We start from the raw sequence: 21,933 nt of genomic DNA, 5'->3' as shown, positions 1-21,933 counted from the left end.
ACAAAATATAAAAAGGTTATATGTATTTTTTACTATTTGTTATTATAATGAATATTGAAATTTTTAATATTATTTTATAGTTATATTCTTATATATAATTTTAGTATATAAACATCCTTGTGTTTTTATATATTATAAAAATATAAGTAATAATAAAAAGAGCCCTCATAAAAATTATAAAGACTCTTTTTTATCATTACTTATATATTATTCTTTACTATATTATAAACAGAATTAACAAACCTTTGATTTAATTTTAAAGGATTAGTTTTTACAGGCTGAAGCTCATCGCTTTCATCATAGAAAATAATATTATTTAAATTAACATCTTCATTTGGATCAATTCCAAAATACATATATTCAAATGTAATATGTGCTGAAATTTGCAAATAGGTATCTTTTAAAATATATTCGCTGTAGCTTCCTCCATCTTCTGCTTCTCCTCTTTCCAAATCATATTTATTGGCAAATGACATTAAAGTTCCAGCTTTAACAGTAACTCCTTCAAATGCAGTTAGCTCATCATTTTGAATATCTTTTTCTTTTATAGTTTCTAATACAAAATTAAGCTGTTCTATAGGCTGATTAATTTCATAATCTGTTAATTGCTGTTTCCATTTATTTAAAGTATTTTCATCTAATTCCATAGGGTGAACTAAACTAATATTTTTTTTGTTTGTATCTTCAAGTTTATATTCTTCTTCATCGGCAGTATTGAAAGTTCCGTCTTCCATATATCTAAAACTTTCAATTAATTTATTATCATCATCATAAACACCCCAAATTAATTTTAAAGCAAATATATTCATAATGCTATTATTAACAAATACATTCTTAAAACTCTCATAACTCCATTTTCTGCCGTTCATTAAAACTCTTTGAAGTCTTATTTTTTGAGATTGTATTAAAGTTTTTATTTCTTTTTTTAGAGTACTAAATTCTTTTTTAATTAAATCTGCTGCTGCCTTATCATCTTTGCTGTTTGGTACTGGAAGTGATTTTATAATTTTATTTTTTTCATCATCATTAATTGTTAATTCTAAATTATTATCGATATTTAAAGTGAATGTTCTGTTTGCCTCTCCTCCATAGCTTAAAACTTTATTTCCTTTTCTGTCAAAACCAAAATCAGGAATAATTATGTCAGAAAGTTCATCAGTAGAAATCTCTAAAATATCTGCAGCATTTTTCATAGTTTCATTTGCTGTTTCTTTAATTTTGGCAGTAGGTGCTTTTCTTGTTAAATTATCAACCAATATTAAAGCATAATTTTTTCCGTTTAATGCAATACATTTTACAATAAATGCTCCCAATATAGTTCTTGAGCCTTTAGCAAATTCTTTTATTAATGTATATACTGCATCGATTTTTGAATTATCAGAGTATATACAATAAGGCATCAAGATATTTTTTTCTTTACTGTCATAATTAGTATCTTTCCAATAATTGAATATATCATTTAATACTTTTTCAAAAGAGTTAGTTTCTAATAAATCAGCGAGCATATCACAATCTTTAAGTCTTGCGGGCTCTGTTAGATTCATATACTCCATTAAAATATATTTAATAATTCTTTCATCTGCCTCATTTCCATTTTTATATAATACTTTATCTAATTTTAGATTATCTAAAAACTTAATACTGTTTTCATAACTTGTATTATAGTATGTATTAATAAATTCAATTGCTTCATCAACACTATTAAATTTATCGCCGTATTTTTTTAAGTTCCAATTTTTGAGTATTGTTTTTAAAGCTCCTTTTAAATCTGAAGCTCTTACTTTATCAATAGCTTTTTCAACATATTCTCTTGTTATATTTTCATTATTAGATATGAGTTTTAAACAAACTCTTTTAACTTCTACTTTTTTAGTGCTTTCAAGAACTGTATAAACTAAATCAAAATTATTATAATTGAAATTAGGATTATATGCCCATTTTAATATATCTAAAATAGCCAATTTTTCATTGCTTAATTCTTTTTTAATGAAGCTTTTATCATCTAATATATTTTTTAATTCTTCACTGTAATTTTCTATTAATAAATCTTTTAAAGTTTTTACATTATCTTTTTCATCTGTTAAACTATTATATAATGATGGAGGCGGCATATAGTAATTACCATAATCATAATAGTATGAAAGAAGAACTTCTTTTAATGTTATATTTAATTCTTCATTATTTATAAGCGAATCAACAATTTCTCTAAATGTTTTTGAAGTTAGGCCATATTGAGTTTCTATGTATTTTCTAATTCCAAGCTGTATAGTTAAATATTTTAATACATCTACACAGAATTTTTTAGCTGATTTTGTTTCTTCACATAAATTTTCAAAATTAAATAATGCAAATAGATACATCATATCTGTATTTAAATTAATTTCAGGATAAGTTGCTCTAAATCTGTAAAGTCTGTTTGAAGAACTTTTTCCTGTAAAACCATCTATTAAATTATCGAATGCCTTATTTTTATTTTTATCAAATACATCTTCTAAATTTTGAATATTATTAGATATTTTATTGACATCTCCGCTATCTTGCTTTTTTAAACATTTTAAAATTATATTAGGTATTATTTGATAGCATAATTTAAATGTTTCTAAATCAAAATTATTATCATTATGCTCTAGTAAAATCGCACTAAATAAAATAAATATGATTTTTATATCTTGTCTTATGATATATCTTTCTGATTTTAAAAGATTATATAATTTATAAAAAGATTCTTTATCATTTAAATAAAGTTTTTTGAAATTATGAACTTTATCTATATAAAAATAATCATTAAAATGTTTAGCAATAACTGAAAAATAATTTGGAAAATCAAGTTCTTTATATCTTTTATCAATCATTTTATATCTATCTGAAAAAGAATCTCTATTTACATAAGTTCCAAAGTCTATATTAATTTCTATAATTAAAGATTCATCATTATTTATTATTTCTACAAATTTATCTCTCAATAATTCATGTTTATTTATAATAGGAGCAATAACATTTAAAGCATCAAGTTTATTCGGCATATAGTCTAATGCTTTGATAATAATATCTACATATTTATCTTCAGTGTTTGCCATAGCACATAATGCAAATAATGGTATAACTGCATCTCTATCCATATCTTTAAATATTTTTTCTGCATCCTTATAATTTATTATATCAATATATTTATTAACATATTCAGTAAACTCTTTATTGAAATACTCATTTAATAATTCAAATATTTTATGTATAGGTCTTTGAAAAGCCATTAGTCTGCATACAGGTGATTTATATGTGCTGTAATTTATATTTTGTAATGCTTTTTCTAAATTTCCAAATAATATTAAAGATGGAAGCACAAGACTTTCTCTGTGCTCTTTTTTCTTATGTTCATTATAATAATATATTTTTAATAAATGTTTATATCTGTCTTTTAATTTTTGATTGTCTTCTTCTATTTCGCAGTAGCATTTAATTATATCATTCATTCGATAAGATAATGAATATCCCAAAATAGGTATTGATGTGAAATTTGTATTTGCTTCAGCCAGCTTCATAGGCATTCTTACATCAATATAAAATTCTTCCAATTTCTTTTCTAAATCCATAAAAATCCTTCTTACTAATATTGATAATATTGAAATAAATGAAGTTATATCACATATAATTTTTTAAGTAAATGATAAAACTAAAAATATTTTTTATACTCACTTTTTATTATACCATTATTTACTTTAAAATTCTCTACTTATTATAAAACTTAGGGAATATAAAAAGGTTATATGTATTTTTAAACTATTTCTCTATTATAGTAAATATTTTCTATTTTGTTGTTTGATAATGAAAGTATAGTTTTGGCAAATGATATATTGTCATTTAAACATGGGCATAATATAAAATCTTTAATATTATATTTATTAATAGCTTCTTCTCTATATTCAATATCTATTTCATAAATCGTTTCTGAATTATCTATTGTGAATGCTAAAGGGTATATTATTAATTTTTCACCGTTGTATTTCTTTATTATATCTATTGTTGATGGTTCAAGCCATTCTAATTTGCCTATTTTTGATTGATAAGAAAGTAATACATCTTTAAAATATAAACCTGATTCTTTTAATTTTTCTTTTAATATATTCACGTTCATATTACATTCATATTCATAAGTATCACCATTATCTACATACATTTTGGGTATAGAATGAGCAGAAAAAATTAATATATATTCTTCACTATTTTTATTTCCTAAACTGTTTTTTATTAAATTTACAACTGAATCATTATAATATTCATTGTCATAGTACCTGTCTATTATATTAATTTTAGGATTATATTTTAATTTCTTCATAGCTTTATAAACATTTTCTAAAGATGATTTTACTGTAACTTCTGAGTACTGAGGATACATACTAAATAAAGTAATTTCTTTTACATCATTGTTTTTTAATTCTTTTAATACATCATAAGAATAAGGAGACGTATAATTCATTATGTATTTATAATCTTTTGTATTGTCCATACTATTTAATTTATTTATCAATTTCTCTGTATATTCATTTATTGGAGATTTTCCTCCTATTGCATCATAATGCTTAATGACATTAGGCTTTATTTTATTAACTATTTTTTTAGCTACCATACCTCTTATAATGCTGTTTTTTATATTTAATATATAGTAATCATTAAACATATTCACTAAAAATGTATTTATTTCATCAAAATTTCTAGGGCCTCCCATATTTAGAAGTACAACAGTTTCTTTTCCATTACTCATAATACATAATCCTTATTAATAATATTTACTATTAAATAATAAATCTTTTATAATTATTAGTCAATATATATTATCAATTTTTCATAGAATATTTTCATAAAAATTAAATAATTAGACTGAAATAAATAAAATTCTTTTTAAGAACAAAGGTATATTAATATAATTTCTTCAAATAGACAAAATTTTATAAAAATTTCATTATGATAATTTAACAGAAATTGATGATTTATATAAATTTATTATAAAAATTTATATAAATAGCCTTGTATATTTAAAAAATTATCAAAAATGATCTTGAAAAAATATTATTAACAAATATAATATACTTATTGATAATAAATATTAATAAGGAGTTTTTATATATGTCAGATAAAAAATTAACAACTGAATTTGGTGCTCCAGTTGACAACAATCAAAATTCTATTACTGCAGGTGCAAGAGGACCTATGCTTTTACAAGATGTATGGTTCATGGAAAAAATGGCACATTTCGACAGAGAAGTTATACCTGAAAGAAGAATGCATGCTAAAGGTTCTGGTGCTTATGGTACATTCACAGTTACACATGATATTACACAATATACTAAAGCAAAAATATTCTCAGAAGTTGGAAAGAAAACTGATTTATTCGTAAGATTCTCTACAGTAGCAGGAGAAAGAGGCGCAGCAGATGCTGAAAGAGATATAAGAGGATTTGCTATTAAATTTTATACAGAAGAAGGAAACTGGGATTTAGTTGGAAATAACACTCCAGTATTCTATTTTAGAGATCCTTTAAAATTCCCAGATTTAAATCACGCTGTAAAAAGAGATCCAAAAACTAATATGAGAAGTGCTCAAAATAAATGGGACTTCCTCACATCTTTGCCTGAAGCTATTCACCAAATAACTATAGATATGAGCGACAGAGGTATACCTTACAGCTACAGACATATGCATGGTTTCAGCAGTCATGCTTATAGTTTCATAAATAAAGATAATAAAAGATTCTGGGTAAAATTCCATTTCAAAACTCAGCAAGGAATTAAAAATTTAACAGATGAAGAAGCTGCAGCAATCATAGCAAAAGACAGAGAAAGTTCTCAAAGAGATTTATTTGACGCTATTGAAAGAGGCGACTATCCAAGATGGAACATGAAAATACAAATAATGACTGAAGAACAAGCAAATGCAAGCAAAAGAAATCCATTTGACTTAACAAAAACTTGGTCACAAAAAGAATATCCTTTAATCGATGTTGGAGTTTTAGAATTAAATAAAAACCCTGAAAACTATTTCGCTGAAGTAGAACAGTCAGCATTCAGTCCTTCTACAATAGTTCCTGGTATAGGATTCTCTCCTGACAGAATGCTTCAAGGAAGATTATTCTCATACACTGATACTCAAAGATACAGATTAGGTGTTAATTATTCAAGCATACCTGTAAATGCTCCAAGATGTCCATTCCACTCATTCCATAAAGATGGTTCTATGAGAGTTGATTCTAATAACGGTTCTGCTGTACAATATGAACCTAATTCTCAAGGAGAATGGAAAGAACAAAAAGAATATTCTGAACCGCCTTTGAAACTTTTCGGAGATGCTTACAGATATGATCATAGAGAAGATGATGACGATTACTACACAGATGCAAGGGCATTATTCAATCTTATGACGGATGCACAAAAACAAGTATTATTTGAAAATACTGCAAGAGATATGAACGGTGTTACTAAAGAAGTACAATTAAGACATATAAAAAACTGCATGAATGTTGATAAAGCTTACGGACTTGGGGTTGCTAAAGCATTAGGCATTGATGAGAAAGATATATAATAAAAAATAACAATATAAAAATATAGCTAATATCTTTTTATGAAATATTAGCTATATTTTTATTAAGACCAATAAATTTCTTTATTTTATGTATATTAAAATTTAATATTTAAAACTATTAATCACCTATATCAACCACTTGTCCGTAAGGAGTTACTTCTACTTCTAAACCATTATTAAGTTTTACTTTATATAATCCATCATCCATCTCAACCATCCAAATTTGAGCCTGAGGAAAGTATTGTTTTACAGCATTAATAACAGGTCTTGGAACTTGATTAATAGGAACCATCCAGTCTGCAAATAAACTAGCACTTCCTAATACAGATAAAGCAAATATAAAACAAATTAATTTTTTCATAAATATCTCCTTTTTGTATATTCAATTAACTTATACCTATATTATAACATATAAAAATAAATTGTCAATTTATTTTACATTATTTTAAAGAAAATTTACAAAAAAATAATAATCCATTAGTCTTTATATTCACTAAATTTATAATAAATTTTAGTATTTTAATAGCTTATATTTCTATAATATATACAATTGATTTTTTTGCTGTTTGAATAGATAATCTATAAAAAATAAACAGTAAGAAAAATAATTATGAATAATTTAATAAAAAAATTACAAATATCATCACAAAAAAGAATCATAATATTGGCATTGATTTCTGTTATGCCTTTTACTATATATTTTTTATTTTTTACTGGAAATATTAATGTTAATTATAAAATTACTAAAATAACATCTTATTTCTTTGCTTTTAAAATTTTTTATTTATTTTGTTTTTCGCTTATATTTAATTTAAATAATAAAAAAAATATACTTATAACTTCTTTTATATTTTTATTTATAGGTATTATGGCAGTACTTATTCCATCTGCTAATTTTACTATCAATGATATAATGTCAAGAGATGCTGATTTTATTTTCTTTATTCATACAATTTTAAATAAAAACTTATTTTTGGATATTATATTTTTCATAATGTTTGCTTTATCATTTAATGAATATAAAAATTATAGAAATATTAATCATATATTTACTTTTAGTGCGAATATTATGATATTATCTTTTTTGATTAGTATTGCTATTTCTGTAATCTTTATAATATGTTTTAATTTATTTATCAATTTATTTAAAGGAATCATTACAAATATATTTCCTGATACCGTTATTATTTTTAATATTTTTATATTATCTATATTTTATATATTTGCTTTCACACCTTTTATAATTTACATAATATATAAAAAAAATATAAAAAATATATCAATATACTTTTCAAGAATAATAATGTATATAAGTTTATATAATATAGTTAAATATTTATTTTCTATATCAATGCCTTATAATAATCCTTACGATATTAGAATGAATTTCATACTTTATAATGTTGCTATCACTATAGCAGCAGTAAATTTATTCTTTGTACGTATAGATTATAAATCATCTATATTTACAAAATTAGTTTATCTTATATTACCTGCAGTAGCTGTTATATTTAATATAATAATTTTGAATTCAACAATATATAGAATAATAGAATATGGTATTAGCCCAAATAAAATAACACTATTAGGTACAAATTTGATAATATTCTTCCATTTCATTCTAATAATACTTGAAAATATAATATCATTAATAAAATTGAGAGATATGAAATATATAAAGAATATTGTATTAAATAATAAAAATTCCTATGTATATGTTTATGGAATAGCAGCTTTCATAGTTTGTTTTATAATACCTTTATTCTATTAATCTATTAATTTTTCATATAAAAAAACAAGAGTTCTTAAAAAGAACCCTTGTTTTACAGTAACATATAAAAAATTAATTATATATTTTTAACAGAATTTACTCTCTCATTAGTTATGGCTTTAGTAGGGCATTTTGCTATACTTTCATTTGTTATTGAATAATCTTCATAATTAACTATAGCAAGATAATTATCTATCTTCATACCGCCCTCTTTAGTATTTTTTACACATATACTGCATCCGATACAAGCTCTGTCGCATGCCTTTTTAGCAACAGGACCTTTATCCTTAGACTTACAGTAAACATGAAACTCTTGAGAAACAGGATGTATTTCTATAAGTTTTTGAGGACAAGCCTTAACACAAGCAGAACATGAAACACATTTATCCTCAACAATAATAGGAACTCCAGTATCGCTTTTAATAATAGCACCGAAATCGCATGCTTTCATACAATCATAAAGTCCTACACATCCGTAAGAACAATCTTTATTTCCACCTGCCATAACAGCAGAAACACAAGTCTGAGCTCCATTATAAATTTTATTTGATTTTGCTATATCTTTATGCCCATGACAGAATATGTATGCTCTAGTTCTTTCTTTTTGCTCAGGTGCTACCTTACCTAAGAAATCAGCAACTTTAGCAGCAGTATCTGCACCTCCTACAGAACATCCATCTACAGGTGCTTTATCATCAACTAAAGCCTTAGCAAATTGTGCACATCCTGGAAAACCACATCCGCCGCAATTAGCACCAGGAAGCATTTCAGTTAATTGAGTAACTCTCTCATCAACTTCAACTCTAAAAATCTTTGAAGAAAATATTAATAAAACAGCCAATATCAAAGCAATTAAACCAGAAGATATTGAAGCCACTAAAACTGATGTCATCATTTTAACTATCCTTTACTTATAACACTATTATTTTTAAGTATTATAAAATCATATTTTTATTATACCAGAGAAACCATAGAAAATAAGAGCAAGTATGCCAGCTGTAATGAAAGGCATAGCAGGTCCCTTAAAAGCTTCCGGTATATCTGCTGTAGCTAAACGCTCTCTTATACTAGCCATTATAACTAATGCTAATGTAAAACCAACGCCAGCACCTAAAGCAAATACTATATTTTCTATAAAACTGTACTTATATAAAACTCCAAATAAAGCTAAACCTAATACACAACAGTTAGTAGTTATTAATGGAAGGAAAATACCTAAAGCTAAATATAAACTTTCGCTAGTTTTTCTAACAACCATTTCAACAAACTGTACTAAAGCAGCTATAACTATAATAAAAAGAATAGTTTGTAAAAATTCGATTTTGAAAGGCACTAATATATAATACTGAATCATCCAGCTAACTGCCGCAGTTAAAACAAGAACAAATGTAACAGCAATACCCATACTTACAGCAGAATCTATTTTATTAGATACTCCCAAAAAAGGACATATACCTAAAAATTTAGTTAATACAAAATTATTAACCAATACAGTTGCTATAAAAAGTAAAATTAAATTAACCATTAGCCTTTCCTCCTCTAGCATCTATAGCTCTTTTAATAGCAATTAAAGTTCCTAAAGTAAAGAAAGCACCAGGAGCCATAATCATAACAACCCAAGGAGTAGTAATTTCATTATATGCATTCAAAGCAAAAGGCATAGCTGATTCAACAAATCCTCTTATAGATCCTACTATATCAAAACCTAACCAACTACCGTTTCCTAATATCTCCCTAATAGAAGCAAGTAATGTTAAAGCAATGAAGAAACCTACACCATTTCCTAAAGCATCAAAAATACTAGGGATAATGCCATTTTTATTAGCAAAAGCCTCAGCTCTTCCTAATATTATACAGTTTACAACTATAAGCGGTATATAAGGACCTAAAGCTAAAGATAAAGTATAAAATTTAGCTTTCATTACTATATCAGTTAAAGTAACAAAAGCAGCTATAACTACAATGTATCCCATAATTCTAACTTCATTAGCATATACTTTTTTAATAAGTGAAATTAATGCAGATGAACAAACAAGTACAAATATAGTGGCAACTGACATACCGATAGCATTCATTACACTGCTTGTAACTGCTAAACTAGGACACATACCAAGAACTTGAACGAAAGTTGGGTTATTTTTCCACACCCCTTCCATAAATACTTGAGAATTTTTCATAATAATTAACCTTGATTTAATTAAGATTATACTCGACTATTTTAACATATATAATAATTTTTTCAAGTAAAAATGAATAATACATATAATATTACACTACATATGATACATATATAACATTATGAAATAATACCATATATATAGCTAGAAGTTTTTTATTTATACACCCCACCCTATAAACTTTAAAATATATTTAGAATCGTATAATGCATAATATTTCTGTATTAACTTAGAAAAAGCACACCCACCCAAATTTTACTTAAATTTATAGTATCCAAACCACACGTAGAATAAAGCTATAAATATATACTAATTATGAATTCTAATTTTTATTATATTTGAAATTTTGCTCACCGTGCGTAGAATAAATTTTAAAATTTAAAAAAACTAGGGCGGGCAGCTATAATTTCTAAATAAAGCATTAAGAAAATTGTAAATAAAAATATCAAAATAGATAAAAAATCTAAAGGGCGGGGTATGAAAAAAAATTAAAAAACTTATTTTCTATATTTTTTTAACATATTTTTCATTTCATCCTCAAACTCTATATAGAATTCTAAATCTTCACTATTTATAGATGGGTCTGCTCCGTTTTTTAATAAAAGCTCAAATATATCATCTTTGTGATTTTGAGCAGCTACAATTAATGCAGTATTTCCTTCTGGATCAAACATATTAAGATCAGCATTATTTTCTATAAAGAATTCTACAAGATTTATATTATCTCTCCTTACTGCCATCATTAATGGAGTATATCCGTCCCTTCCTTTTTTATTGATATCTGCATTATTATCTAATAATATCTTTGCAATCTCTATCTTTTCTACAACAGTTAAAGCTGTAAAACCATTATCATCTTGAAAGTTAATATCTCCGCCTTCATATATATATTTATTTATTTCATCAATTTTTCCCCTTTCAACATCAAGAAGGAATTGAAAACTTTTTTTATATTCATCATCATGATACTTCCTAAAAATTTCATACATCTCAGCATTTCCATTTTTATCAGCATAATATAAACATCTTCTGCCATAACCATCTCTTGCAAATACGTCAGCTTTATTTTCTATTAAAATTTTCACTATATCAAGATTATCATTAAGAGCAGCAAGAATTAATGCTGTATCACCTGATTTAGTTTGAATATTAACATCAGTATTAGTTTTTATTAGTAATTTTAATATTTTTTTAGCATTACGAGAAGCGGCATACATTAAAGGTGTAGCATTTTCATTATCTACAGCATTTACATCCGCTCCCCTCTTTATAAACTCTAAAGCTATATCAAAATTATTATCATTATTAGCAACATATTCTAAAGCTGTTTTGTTCAAATAATTTTTAAAATTAACATCAGCATTATGCTCTAATAATATTTTTATTATTTCTTTATGATGAAACTGCGAAGCTAAAAGCAAAGCATTAGAACCTATTGAGTCATCTGATTCATCTATAGTATTATTAATATCAATTCCTCCAGCAATATATTTTAAAACCTTATCAGCATCATTTTCAGCAGCGGCATATAAAAATTGTATTTCTCTTGATGATGATTCTTTTATTAAATCTGTTATTTCTTTTACATAATTATTTCTATTGTATGCAATATCTAATGCAGTTTTTCCAGATTCATTTTTTAAGGTTAAGTCAGGTTTATATTTTAAAAGAAGCTCAACAATTTCTGTATTTCTTTCCTTTACTGCATGCATTAGAGGGGTTTCTTTTCTGTGATCTGACAAATTAATATCAGCATTATGCTCTAGCAATATTTTTACTATATCATAAGAATCACTATCACAAAGCAATTCGCAAGCTAATATTAAAGGAGTTTTTTTAAATTTATCCTGTACATTTACATTGGCATTATATTCAAGAAGAACTTTAACTGCTTCAATATTTCTTTGTTCGCATGCATTAAGTAAGGCTGTATTATTATTAAAATTATTTTTTATTTCAATATCGGCACCATTTTCTAATAAAGCTCTTATAAAATATTCTTTTCCTATAATATAAGAGGCGGACATCAATGCTGTAGTTCCTCCATCATTCTTTGCATTTATATCTGCTCCGTATTCTAATAAGATTTTTATTATTTCAGCACTAGGTTTACCTACATGGGCACAATATAATAACGCTGTTTCACCTTTTTTATTTTTATGATTAGGATCATAGCCGTTTTCAAGTAATATTCTAACTATTTCAGTATGATTTTTTTTACAAGCCATCATTAAAGAAGTTGAATAATTATATTCTTTTGAAGCCTCTATATACATATCAGCTTTATGCTCGAGAAGGATTTTAACTGAATCTGCTTTACCTCCATCACATGCATATATTAAAGCCGTATAATTATCATCGCTAGTCATATCTATAGAAGCATTATATTTTAATAAAAGTTTTATAATATCAACCTCTCCATAATAAAGAAGAAACCATTAAAGGTGTTATATAATATTCTTTATATTTATCAGGATCAGCCCCATATTCTAATAATATTTTTATCATTTCTACATTTTTGTTGTGCACAGCTATCATTAATGGAGTTTGTCCTTCTTTATCCTGGGAGTCAATTTCAGCATCTTTTTTTACAAGAACACTCTCATTATTTGCAGATTTATATTCTAGCAATATTTTTACTATTTCTAAATTATTTGCTGATGAGGCTATAAACAAAGCTGTTTGACGATTCTTATTCACCATATTAATATCCATACCATAATCCAATAAGAATTTAACAATCTCCGCATGATTACGATATGAAGCTAGAAGCAAGGCATTATTATAATCTTTTTCATTTCTTATAAAATTGATATTTGTTATATTTATATAATTGCTATTATTTAATATATATTTTATTTTCTCAATATCTCCTGTTTTAGCAGCATTTAAAAATTCTATTTCTTCTCTTTCATTTTCAAACATAATAACCCCTCTAATGGATATTACCTCAGTATAGTATAGTAAAATTAAAAAATTTAGTCAATAAAAAATCTAATAAACATAATATTTATAATAAAAATTTCAAAATAAATAATTTATTTACACAGCCCGCCCTTTTATATTTTCTGCGCTATTTTTTATATAGATCTTATTTATTTTAAGTAGATTAGAAAAAGCATGCCGCCCAAGTTTTTATTATAGATAAATACTTTATTAACCGCACGTTCAATGTATTTATATAAGTAATAAATTAAAAAATAAAATGAATTTAATTATATAGTTATATTCTACGTGCGTAGAATAATTTATGATCAATCGAAATATATTAACATAATTATATTAACATAATATTATGATATTTTTTTTAATAAAACTAAAGAAAAAAAATTTTTATTTTTATAAAAAAAAATTAATAATTAATAAGCACTAACCGATAATATTTATGTGTTCAAGGAAGGACGCATATAATTAATTCATGGAGGAACCATATGGTTATCAACAATAATATTAGTGCTATAAACGCACAACGCACTCTTAAATTCCGCCAAGTAGATTTAAGAAAAGACGCTGCTCAAATTTCTAGCGGCTTAAGAATCAATCAAGCTGGTGATGATGCTTCTGGATTAGCAGTATCTGAAAAAATGCGTACACAAATTCGTGGCTTACGTATGGCTGAAAGAAATACTCAAGACGGTATATCTTTCATTCAAACTACTGAAGGATACTTAGAAGAAACTACTAACATTCTTCAAAGAATCCGTGAATTAGCTATACAAGCAGCTAACGGTATCTATACTGATGAAGACAGACTTTATGTACAAATCGAAGTTTCTCAGTTAATAGACGAAATCGACAGAGTTGCTTCACATGCTCAATTCAACAAGCTTAACATGTTAACTGGTAGATTCGCTAGATCTACAGGAGAAAACACTCCTACAGCTTCTATGTGGTTACATATCGGTGCTAACATGGACGAAAGAAAACGTGTTTATATAGGTACTATGAACAGCCAAGCTCTTGGACTTAAAAACCCAGTTGGACCAGCTACTACAGCTACATTCATCAGTGTTTCTAGCCCAGCTAAAGCTAACTCTGTTATAGGTATGGTAGACGAAGCTCTTCTTAAAGTATTAAAACAAAGATCTGACTTAGGTGCATATCAGAACAGATTAGAAATGACTGCTCAAGGCTTAATGATTGGATTCGAAAACATGCAGGCTTCTGAAAGCAGAATTCGTGATACAGATATGGCTGAAGCATCAGTTAAACTTGCTAAAGATCAAATTCTTAACCAAGCTAACTTGTCTATGCTTGCTCAAGCTAATCAGTTACCACAAGGTGCTCTTAGATTATTACAATAATTAATATTTACTTGATGTTGTAATATTAACCATATTTAGGGAGGCATTCTTAAATGAGTGTCTCCCTTTATTTTTGTCTAAATTAGACTTCTATAACTATTTTGAATTGACTGCATATCTCTTTTTTTATAGTTTTAATACTTTGAGATATGGCAGACTGACTTACATTAAATATTTTTGCCAATTCTGACTGAGTTTTTCCTTCTGAAAATAATTTTAATAATTCCTTTTGTTTAGGAGTTAATATAGCTATAACTAGATTAGATAATCTGCTGTACTCATTATTTGTTAATGAATTTGCATATATTATATTATCTAAATCATCATTAGTTAATACTACTTCTCTGCTGTCAATACTATCAATATTCTGTTTTCCTTTTTTAGCAATACTCTTATTAATTTCATTTAATACCTTATCACATAATTTATTACAAGTTTCATATTTAGGACATAAATCACACATATTTATTTATCCTCCAAAAATTCTAATACTTTACATAAAACTTCATGGCTGTAATCTGATATGTTTTCACAATCAGTTTTCTTTACAGCTTCTTTAATGTCTACACGCATTATAACCCACTCCTCCCAATTATATCTTTTGTTGTAAAAATAATCATCCTCCTCTATATTATCTAAGATATTTTTGATTAGTTTTTTATGATAAAGTTTGTTTTGAAAGGGTTTCATATATAATATGTTACAACTACCAATAATGTATTTTTATACATTATTGGCTATATTATTAAAAATTTATACAACATTATAATACATTTAATACTAAACGGTTTGTGTTTTTAGACTTTTTATATTTGTGTATGAATTTTGGTATTAAAAATTAAAGGGCTTTAAAAAAGCCCTTTAAATATAAAATATTAAGAAATAGTATTCAATACGTTAATTACAGCATTTGCGAAATCTTTAGATGAAGAAGGACCATTAGATGTTATAATATTTCCAGAAACCACAACACTGTCAGGCATAATATTAGCATTACCATGTCTTACATGGGATTCATCAGCAGCTAGGCATGTAACATTAATACCTTCTAATATTTTAGCATTAGCCATAATAACAACTCCGCTGCCTATTCCTGCAACTACTTTTTGATTATCCAAAAATAATTTAGCAAGTCCTTGAGTACGCCAATCATCCCATAAAGTTATACATCCTATTCCTCCAATAAATACAACAGCATCAAATTCAACAGCATCAACTTCACTAAAAAGTAAATCTATATTAGTTATACCTCCTAGTTTTCCTTGGGCAGTACCTATAAATGTAGATGATACTTCTGTTTTATATCCGGCAGATTCAAATATTTTTTTGCTTTCAAAGTATTCTTCATCCTGAAAATTCTGACCAGACATTACATACAAAATATTATTAGTTTTTTCCATCACTAAATTCTCCGATTTTTATTTTTTATTTCTATTTTATTCTTTAAATATTATAATCCGCAATTTCTATCATAATTGTTTTTATTTAAAATAGCAAGTTCATAAGCCTTAACATATTCTCTAGCACTTTTTTCCCAAGAATTATCTATTTTCATACCTCTTTTCTGCATAGCAGTAAATCTGTCTCTATGATCATAATAAACACTTACAGCCCATCCAATAGTATTATATAATGCTGAAGCTGTAGAATCATAGAATTTAAAACCTGTACCTTCTCCAGTCTGTTCATTATAATTTTCAACAGTATCTTCAAGTCCTCCTGTAGCATGCACTATAGGTAAAGTTCCATATTTTAAAGAATACATTTGATTAAGTCCGCAAGGTTCAAACAATGAAGGCATAACAAATAAATCACATCCAGCCTCTATTAAATGTGCAAGCTCATTACTGTATCCTATATAAGAACCAACTCTTGTAGGATATCTCTTAGGTAAATCTCCGAAGAAATTTTCTAATCCTTTGTCACCTGTACCAAGTATACAAAACTGAATTTTCATATTATTAACCAAAGAATCTATTATAGAAGCTATAAAATGATACCCTTTTTGATCTACAAAACGTCCAACAACACCTATTAAAACAACATCATCATCCTCAGATAATAAAAATCTTTTTTGAAGTTCTTTCTTGCATATTTTTTTGCCTTCCATCTTATCTGCAGAAAAATTTGCAGGTATATATTTATCTTTTTCAGGAGACCATTCATTTTCATCTATACCATTAAGTATTCCAAAGAAACTTGTAGTTTTATTCTGCAAATAAGGTGCCATACCATGTCCGCCGTAAGGAGAAGATATTTCCCTTGCATAAGTAGGACTCACTGTAGTAACAACATCAGAGAAGAATATTCCCCCTTTCAAAAAGTTAATATTTCCATGATCCTCAAATGTATCCGGACTAAAATTATTCCAACCCAAACCTAAATAATCATAAGTAGTAGTGGCATTATATATACCTTGATAATTAGCATTATGTATAGTTAGCAAACTAGCAGCACGCCCTATTCTATCATTCCAATGCCAAGTCTTTATATAAGCAGGAATAGCAGCTGTCTGCCAATCATTAACATGAACAACATCAACATCTAACTGCAAATCCTTACATAACTGCAAAGCCGCACGTGAAAAAAATCCGAATCTCCAAGCATTATCTTGATAATCATTAAATGATGCATCATGATAAAGCCCTTCTCTACTGAAAAAATTATGATGTTCTATAAAATAAAAATCTATTCCATCTTTCACTGTTTTAAATACTGAACACCATTCCTCTCCATTACCCATCCATACTCCCATAGTAGGAAGTACATTTTCTAAATAGCAGTCATGAAAATTTATATCCCTATATTTAGGAAGAACAACAAAAGCCTCAACATCTAATTTTTTTAAATATGCTGGCAATGAGCCAACTACATCAGCCAGACCGCCTGTTTTTATAAACGGTGCTGCTTCTGATGATGCTATCATAACTTTCATTTTAGACATAAAAAACCCCTAGAAATTGGAATATATTTTTAAATATATAACTTTATTTAAAAACTTCAAGCAAAATAATAATATATTTTTATAATATATAAAAAAATATTATTATTTTTCAACTGTCATATTTGATATAATATTTACTTAATTTTTAAAATAGTATATAATCGGACTAATTATAAAATAAGAGGTGTTTTTATGATTAGATTAATTGAAATGAAAAATGACTTGCAAAATAAGAATTTCTACGAAGAATTATATAATGATGCATTTCCTCCCGAAGAAAGATGGTCTTTTGTTATGACTTTGGAAAATAAAGATAATCATAATTATAAATTTTACGGCATACTTGATGATGAAACACCAATAGGATTAACTATGCTTTGGTATTTAGAAGATTTTAATTACGGAGAGTATTTAGCTATAGATAAAAAATTAAGAGGTAAAAATTACGGTTCAGAAGTTCTAGTAAAAATACTTGATATGCTTAAAGATAAATTAATTGTAATAGAAGTAGAACCTTATGATTTAAATGAAATAGCACAAAAACGTATAGAGTGGTACAAAAGATACGGGTTTATATTGGCAGAATATGATTATGATATGCCATGCATTGATAAAAATAATCAAATATCTACAATGAAAATGAAAATAATGACAAGCGAAAATATAAAAAGCAAAGAAGAGCATGACAGTATTACAAAAATATTATATAATAAAGTATACAAACCTAGATTAGATGAAATTGATAAATGGAGATAAAATTAATAGAAAGTACAAATACTTCAAATCTAAATGAAGATATTATAAGAGACTCTTTTAATATTAGAGAAAATTGGAGTTTGAAAGAGTCTTTTAATCAAAAATCATCAATTAAAAAAAATCTTTATGATATTAAGAAAGATAATATTCATATAGGTGTATGCTTATGCTGGCAGCTTGAGGATTTTCCATATATAGAATATTTCGCTATAGAAAGAAAATACAGATGTTTAGGATACGGAAGTGCTGCATTAAAAGAACTTATAAAAATACATAATAATATCATAGTTGAAGTTGTGCCGGAAAATATTAACAGTTTGGCATACAGACGTATAAACTGGTACAAATCTTTAGGATTTCATTTGCATGATAATATTTATCCATACCCATATTTTTTAGATGATGGAAAAGTTACATTTATAGAATTTAGGATAATGTCATCAGATAAATTAAATGATTATGAATACAAAAAGGCTGTTAATCTTATTCATAAAAATATATACAATCTTGACGATTTCTATAAGATTAAATAATATCTACTTAATACCAAATCTATTTTTTATAATTTCCTGATGTTCTAAAGATGTATAACTTAAAAGCTCAAAAAATAATTTACTTGGAAAAACTGAATATTGAATATATTTATGATAAGGACGAACCAATTTATAATATTTTTTATCTAATAATTTTGAACGTCCTAATGTTAATAAAAATACTCCTACATATTCTCCAACTAATTTTTCTTTATAATCATAATCATCTTTGAAATCATTTACTTTTATTAATGTTTCATCTAAATAATTAAATATTTCATCTTTATAGTTTTCTATACTTTTAGTTAGGCAATTCGCTATCGAAGATAAAAGAATACTATTATTTTCATTTAATATCTTTTTATCATCTAAACTACTGTATATATTCAAAGTATTTATTATTACTTCCCTATTAATAATATTTTTTATAGGAGCATATATTTCAAATAATAATTTCATTGCATCCATATTATTATTAATAATTATATCTGTAATAGTTTCTTCATCTTTTTTAATCAATGATTCTTCTATAATATACCATAAAGGTTTTGAATCAATTATCTTGCATAGAATCTTATTTTTTATATAATCATCATCTATAAGCCTTTTGGCAGATTCAATATTTAAAGGCATATTAATAGCTTCTAGTTCATAACTTCCAATCAAATTAGGAGCATTATTAATTAGTTTTCTTAATACTCTTTTTTGTATGTCATTCAACTCTGGATTTATTAATTCTTCTTTTTTCTTTTTATATGGAAAAACTCTTGTAACTGCTTCTATCAATATATCATCATAACTTTTTTCATTATTAGTGACACCTGCAATAAATACATCGCTTTTTGTTTTAATGCCATCAGTATTTAATAATGTTTCAATATCAGCTGAATAAGCCCAAGTATATTTTGCCATATTAGAAAAATTATCATTCCATACCCAATCAACACCTGTACAATTATTTTCAGCTATATATAAAAGTAAATCTGAAATATCTTTATTAAAAATACCTGTATAAGCTAAACAAATTACTGCAGAGCCTCTTACCAAAAGTGATTCGCTGCTGTTCATAATATTATAAACTTCTTCAATATGCTTATTAACTTTTAATTTTGTTATGTTATTAATAATATTTGGATATTCTTTATAATAGTCTTTATTAGAAATTTTATAATTATGCTGTGCAGCTGTAAAACCTTGTACTAATAAAGTGGAGGCCTGACGAATATAAGCATTATTTTTATTTCCATTTTCTAATTTTAAGCATTCATTATAAGAGAAATTTAATATTTCATTTAAAGAGTTTGGAATAAAACATAATAATCTCATAGCTTCAAGTGAATTGCTTTTATTATAATAATCAAGTATTTCATTTTTATATTTTTTAACAGTGCCATAATATTTAGTTTTATAAAAGAATGGCGTATTAATAAAATGCTTTTCTCCCAATGCTATTCTTGCTAGAAATGTACATGCCAATTCTGAAGCATTATTATTGAACTTAAGTAAATCTGCCAAATAAGGAACAGCCATTTTTGAAGATTTATAAACACTTCCTTGATGAGTGGTTGCCGAGTAGAGTCCATACACTCCGAAATTAACATCATTATCATCATCGCTAGTTAAAGCTTCTATATAATAAGGAGTTAAATCTGCTTTGCCATAAGCATCATAAACATCTCCCCATTTCTCATCATAAAGCCCATTAGGAACATATCTATTTTTTCCTGTTAATGGAGGACGCTCTGTTTCATCTGATTGAAATTCTTTATCAGTTTCTATATAATAATTATCCCATTTTGGAAGCGATTCTATATTCATAATAATTTATGCTCATTACAAAATTTAATTGCTGCTTCAAAATTTTTATTCGCTAATTCTAATACATAATCTTTAAATTCATCTAAATTATCTTCATCTTCTAAAGCTAACTCATAAGATTTATTTATATCTTCAAATGCTTCATCATTTAACTTTTTAAAATCATCAATATTTTTTTGAGCAACTTCAAGTTTAATCTCTGCCCTATTAAAATATAAAAGCCAATACTCACTATCTAACTCAATAGCTTTATCGCAATCTTTAATAGCTTCCTCGTTTTTATTTAAGTTATATAAAACAATAGCCCTATTTCCATAAGCCTCTATATAATACTCATCTATCTCTAATACTTTATTATAAAGATTTAAAGCCTTCTCATAATTTTCATTAGTATTATAATATAATGCCTTATTATAATAAGCATCTATATTATTATCAATTTCTATAGCTTTATCATAATCCGCTATAATATCTTCTTCATTATAATTTAGTTCATTTTTTGCATTTCCTCTGCTATTATAAGCATTGCTGTATTTAGGATTTATTTCAATAGCTTTATCAAAATCCATTAATGCATTTTCATAATCTTCTAAATTAGATTTTGAAAGTCCTCTATTATAATAAAGCTCTGCATCATTTTTATTTAATTTTATAGCACAAGTAAAATCTTCAATAGCCTTTTCAAATTCTCCTAATGCTCCATAACATAAACCTCTATTATTATAAACATCGCCAATGGTATTATCAAGTTTTATACTTTTAGTGTAATCTTTAATGGCTTTCTCATAATCACCCATCTCATATTCAGCCAAACCCTTATTATAATATATATCTGCATTATTATTATCCAATTTTAAAGCAGTATTAAAATCTTTTAACGCCTCTTTATATTTACCTAAATTGTTTTTTGCAAGTCCTCTGCAATTATAAAGTTCTGCATTATCTCCATTATAAAATATTAGTTTATCATAATATTCTATTGCCTTTTCATAATTTCCTGCATCGAATGCTTCATCTGCTAATTTGTAAAAATCATCAATCATACTTTAATCCTTTA

At 26.0% G+C, this 21,933-nt stretch carries 16 protein-coding genes and 2 pseudogenes; 5 read left to right on the top strand and 13 right to left on the bottom strand.

Annotation, left to right across the window (positions count from 1 at the left end; translation table 11 throughout):
- Window positions 1–200 precede the first annotated feature (200 nt).
- Complete coding sequence (locus tag T324_RS0106475; RefSeq protein ID WP_028329496.1) at window positions 201–3,590, bottom strand: DUF4132 domain-containing protein; 3,390 nt, start codon at window positions 3,588–3,590, stop codon at window positions 201–203.
- 182 nt (window positions 3,591–3,772) lie between these two features.
- A complete protein-coding gene (gene hemH / locus T324_RS0106470) occupies window positions 3,773–4,759 on the bottom strand; it encodes a ferrochelatase (protein WP_028329495.1) in 987 nt (328 codons plus the stop codon).
- Between the two features lie 362 nt (window positions 4,760–5,121).
- Between hemH and T324_RS0106465 the strand changes: the two genes are divergently transcribed.
- Window positions 5,122–6,573 carry a catalase gene (locus tag T324_RS0106465; protein WP_028329494.1) on the top strand — a complete coding sequence of 484 codons (1,452 nt, stop codon included), beginning with the start codon at window positions 5,122–5,124 and terminating at the stop codon, window positions 6,571–6,573.
- Between the two features lie 118 nt (window positions 6,574–6,691).
- Here the strand turns inward: T324_RS0106465 and T324_RS0106460 are convergent, their stop codons facing one another.
- Window positions 6,692–6,934, bottom strand: coding sequence for a PepSY-like domain-containing protein (locus tag T324_RS0106460; protein ID WP_028329493.1), 243 nt, complete (start codon window positions 6,932–6,934; stop codon window positions 6,692–6,694).
- Between the two features lie 249 nt (window positions 6,935–7,183).
- Here T324_RS0106460 and T324_RS0106455 point away from each other — a divergent pair, with 249 nt between their 5' ends.
- The gene (locus tag T324_RS0106455; RefSeq protein WP_028329492.1) at window positions 7,184–8,344 is read left to right on the top strand and encodes a hypothetical protein; all 1,161 of its coding nucleotides are present in this window, start codon (window positions 7,184–7,186) and stop codon (window positions 8,342–8,344) included.
- A 76-nt stretch (window positions 8,345–8,420) separates the two neighbouring features.
- Here T324_RS0106455 and T324_RS0106450 read toward each other — a convergent pair whose 3' ends face one another.
- From T324_RS0106450 to T324_RS18965, 5 genes and pseudogenes are all read right to left on the bottom strand, one after another.
- On the bottom strand, window positions 8,421–9,239 hold the full coding sequence (locus T324_RS0106450; protein WP_028329491.1) for an RnfABCDGE type electron transport complex subunit B: 819 nt from the start codon (window positions 9,237–9,239) through the stop codon (window positions 8,421–8,423).
- Window positions 9,240–9,287: 48 nt separating this feature from the next.
- Complete coding sequence (gene rsxA, locus T324_RS0106445) at window positions 9,288–9,869, bottom strand: electron transport complex subunit RsxA (RefSeq protein WP_028329490.1); 582 nt, start codon at window positions 9,867–9,869, stop codon at window positions 9,288–9,290.
- Window positions 9,862–10,521 carry an electron transport complex subunit RsxE gene (rsxE, locus tag T324_RS0106440; RefSeq protein ID WP_028329489.1) on the bottom strand — a complete coding sequence of 220 codons (660 nt, stop codon included), beginning with the start codon at window positions 10,519–10,521 and terminating at the stop codon, window positions 9,862–9,864. Before rsxE ends, rsxA begins: the two co-directional genes overlap by 8 nt.
- A gap of 497 nt (window positions 10,522–11,018) precedes the next feature.
- A pseudogene (locus tag T324_RS16910) lies at window positions 11,019–13,176 on the bottom strand (ankyrin repeat domain-containing protein); the annotation flags it as partial.
- Window positions 13,177–13,194: 18 nt separating this feature from the next.
- Window positions 13,195–13,446 (bottom strand): annotated as a pseudogene (locus T324_RS18965) (ankyrin repeat domain-containing protein); the annotation flags it as partial.
- A gap of 506 nt (window positions 13,447–13,952) precedes the next feature.
- On the opposite strand from T324_RS18965, the gene T324_RS0106430 reads away from it, so the two are divergent.
- Window positions 13,953–14,825 (top strand): flagellin N-terminal helical domain-containing protein, encoded by an 873-nt coding sequence (locus tag T324_RS0106430; protein WP_028329488.1) that lies wholly within the window; start codon window positions 13,953–13,955, stop codon window positions 14,823–14,825.
- Window positions 14,826–14,907: 82 nt separating this feature from the next.
- Here T324_RS0106430 and T324_RS0106425 read toward each other — a convergent pair whose 3' ends face one another.
- From T324_RS0106425 to glgA, 3 genes are all read right to left on the bottom strand, one after another.
- Entirely contained in the window at window positions 14,908–15,288 is a 381-nt protein-coding gene (locus T324_RS0106425) for a sigma factor-like helix-turn-helix DNA-binding protein (protein WP_028329487.1), read from the bottom strand.
- 412 nt (window positions 15,289–15,700) lie between these two features.
- The gene (locus T324_RS0106415) at window positions 15,701–16,225 is read right to left on the bottom strand and encodes a DJ-1/PfpI family protein (protein ID WP_028329485.1); all 525 of its coding nucleotides are present in this window, start codon (window positions 16,223–16,225) and stop codon (window positions 15,701–15,703) included.
- A gap of 50 nt (window positions 16,226–16,275) precedes the next feature.
- Window positions 16,276–17,769 (bottom strand): glycogen synthase GlgA, encoded by a 1,494-nt coding sequence (gene glgA, locus T324_RS0106410; protein WP_028329484.1) that lies wholly within the window; start codon window positions 17,767–17,769, stop codon window positions 16,276–16,278.
- A 192-nt stretch (window positions 17,770–17,961) separates the two neighbouring features.
- On the opposite strand from glgA, the gene T324_RS0106405 reads away from it, so the two are divergent.
- A complete protein-coding gene (locus T324_RS0106405; protein WP_028329483.1) occupies window positions 17,962–18,525 on the top strand; it encodes a GNAT family N-acetyltransferase in 564 nt (187 codons plus the stop codon).
- A complete protein-coding gene (locus T324_RS0106400; RefSeq protein ID WP_028329482.1) occupies window positions 18,516–19,058 on the top strand; it encodes a GNAT family N-acetyltransferase in 543 nt (180 codons plus the stop codon). Before T324_RS0106405 ends, T324_RS0106400 begins: the two co-directional genes overlap by 10 nt.
- A gap of 3 nt (window positions 19,059–19,061) precedes the next feature.
- On the opposite strand, the gene T324_RS0106395 is transcribed toward T324_RS0106400, so the two are convergent.
- Together T324_RS0106395 and T324_RS0106390 are read right to left on the bottom strand one after the other, a co-directional pair.
- Window positions 19,062–20,876 carry a hypothetical protein gene (locus tag T324_RS0106395; protein WP_028329481.1) on the bottom strand — a complete coding sequence of 605 codons (1,815 nt, stop codon included), beginning with the start codon at window positions 20,874–20,876 and terminating at the stop codon, window positions 19,062–19,064.
- Window positions 20,873–21,919 carry a tetratricopeptide repeat protein gene (locus tag T324_RS0106390; RefSeq protein ID WP_028329480.1) on the bottom strand — a complete coding sequence of 349 codons (1,047 nt, stop codon included), beginning with the start codon at window positions 21,917–21,919 and terminating at the stop codon, window positions 20,873–20,875. The genes T324_RS0106395 and T324_RS0106390 overlap by 4 nt, the downstream gene beginning before the upstream one ends.
- Between the last annotated feature and the right edge of the window lie 14 nt (window positions 21,920–21,933).

The organism is Brachyspira alvinipulli ATCC 51933 (genome assembly GCF_000518245.1).
In the GTDB taxonomy this organism is placed as follows: Bacteria; Spirochaetota; Brachyspiria; order Brachyspirales; family Brachyspiraceae; genus Brachyspira; species Brachyspira alvinipulli.
This window is presented reverse-complemented; position numbering and strand designations above follow the sequence as displayed.

Coding starts and splice junctions, on each gene's coding strand:
- T324_RS0106475 (WP_028329496.1), bottom strand. CDS start 3,590: ATGGATTTAGAAAAGAAATTGGAAGAATTTTATATTGATGTAAGAATG.
- hemH (WP_028329495.1), bottom strand. CDS start 4,759: ATGAGTAATGGAAAAGAAACTGTTGTACTTCTAAATATGGGAGGCCCT.
- T324_RS0106465 (WP_028329494.1), top strand. CDS start 5,122: ATGTCAGATAAAAAATTAACAACTGAATTTGGTGCTCCAGTTGACAAC.
- T324_RS0106460 (WP_028329493.1), bottom strand. CDS start 6,934: ATGAAAAAATTAATTTGTTTTATATTTGCTTTATCTGTATTAGGAAGT.
- T324_RS0106455 (WP_028329492.1), top strand. CDS start 7,184: ATGAATAATTTAATAAAAAAATTACAAATATCATCACAAAAAAGAATC.
- T324_RS0106450 (WP_028329491.1), bottom strand. CDS start 9,239: ATGATGACATCAGTTTTAGTGGCTTCAATATCTTCTGGTTTAATTGCT.
- rsxA (WP_028329490.1), bottom strand. CDS start 9,869: ATGGTTAATTTAATTTTACTTTTTATAGCAACTGTATTGGTTAATAAT.
- rsxE (WP_028329489.1), bottom strand. CDS start 10,521: ATGAAAAATTCTCAAGTATTTATGGAAGGGGTGTGGAAAAATAACCCA.
- T324_RS0106430 (WP_028329488.1), top strand. CDS start 13,953: ATGGTTATCAACAATAATATTAGTGCTATAAACGCACAACGCACTCTT.
- T324_RS0106425 (WP_028329487.1), bottom strand. CDS start 15,288: ATGTGTGATTTATGTCCTAAATATGAAACTTGTAATAAATTATGTGAT.
- T324_RS0106415 (WP_028329485.1), bottom strand. CDS start 16,225: ATGGAAAAAACTAATAATATTTTGTATGTAATGTCTGGTCAGAATTTT.
- glgA (WP_028329484.1), bottom strand. CDS start 17,769: ATGTCTAAAATGAAAGTTATGATAGCATCATCAGAAGCAGCACCGTTT.
- T324_RS0106405 (WP_028329483.1), top strand. CDS start 17,962: ATGATTAGATTAATTGAAATGAAAAATGACTTGCAAAATAAGAATTTC.
- T324_RS0106400 (WP_028329482.1), top strand. CDS start 18,516: ATGGAGATAAAATTAATAGAAAGTACAAATACTTCAAATCTAAATGAA.
- T324_RS0106395 (WP_028329481.1), bottom strand. CDS start 20,876: ATGAATATAGAATCGCTTCCAAAATGGGATAATTATTATATAGAAACT.
- T324_RS0106390 (WP_028329480.1), bottom strand. CDS start 21,919: ATGATTGATGATTTTTACAAATTAGCAGATGAAGCATTCGATGCAGGA.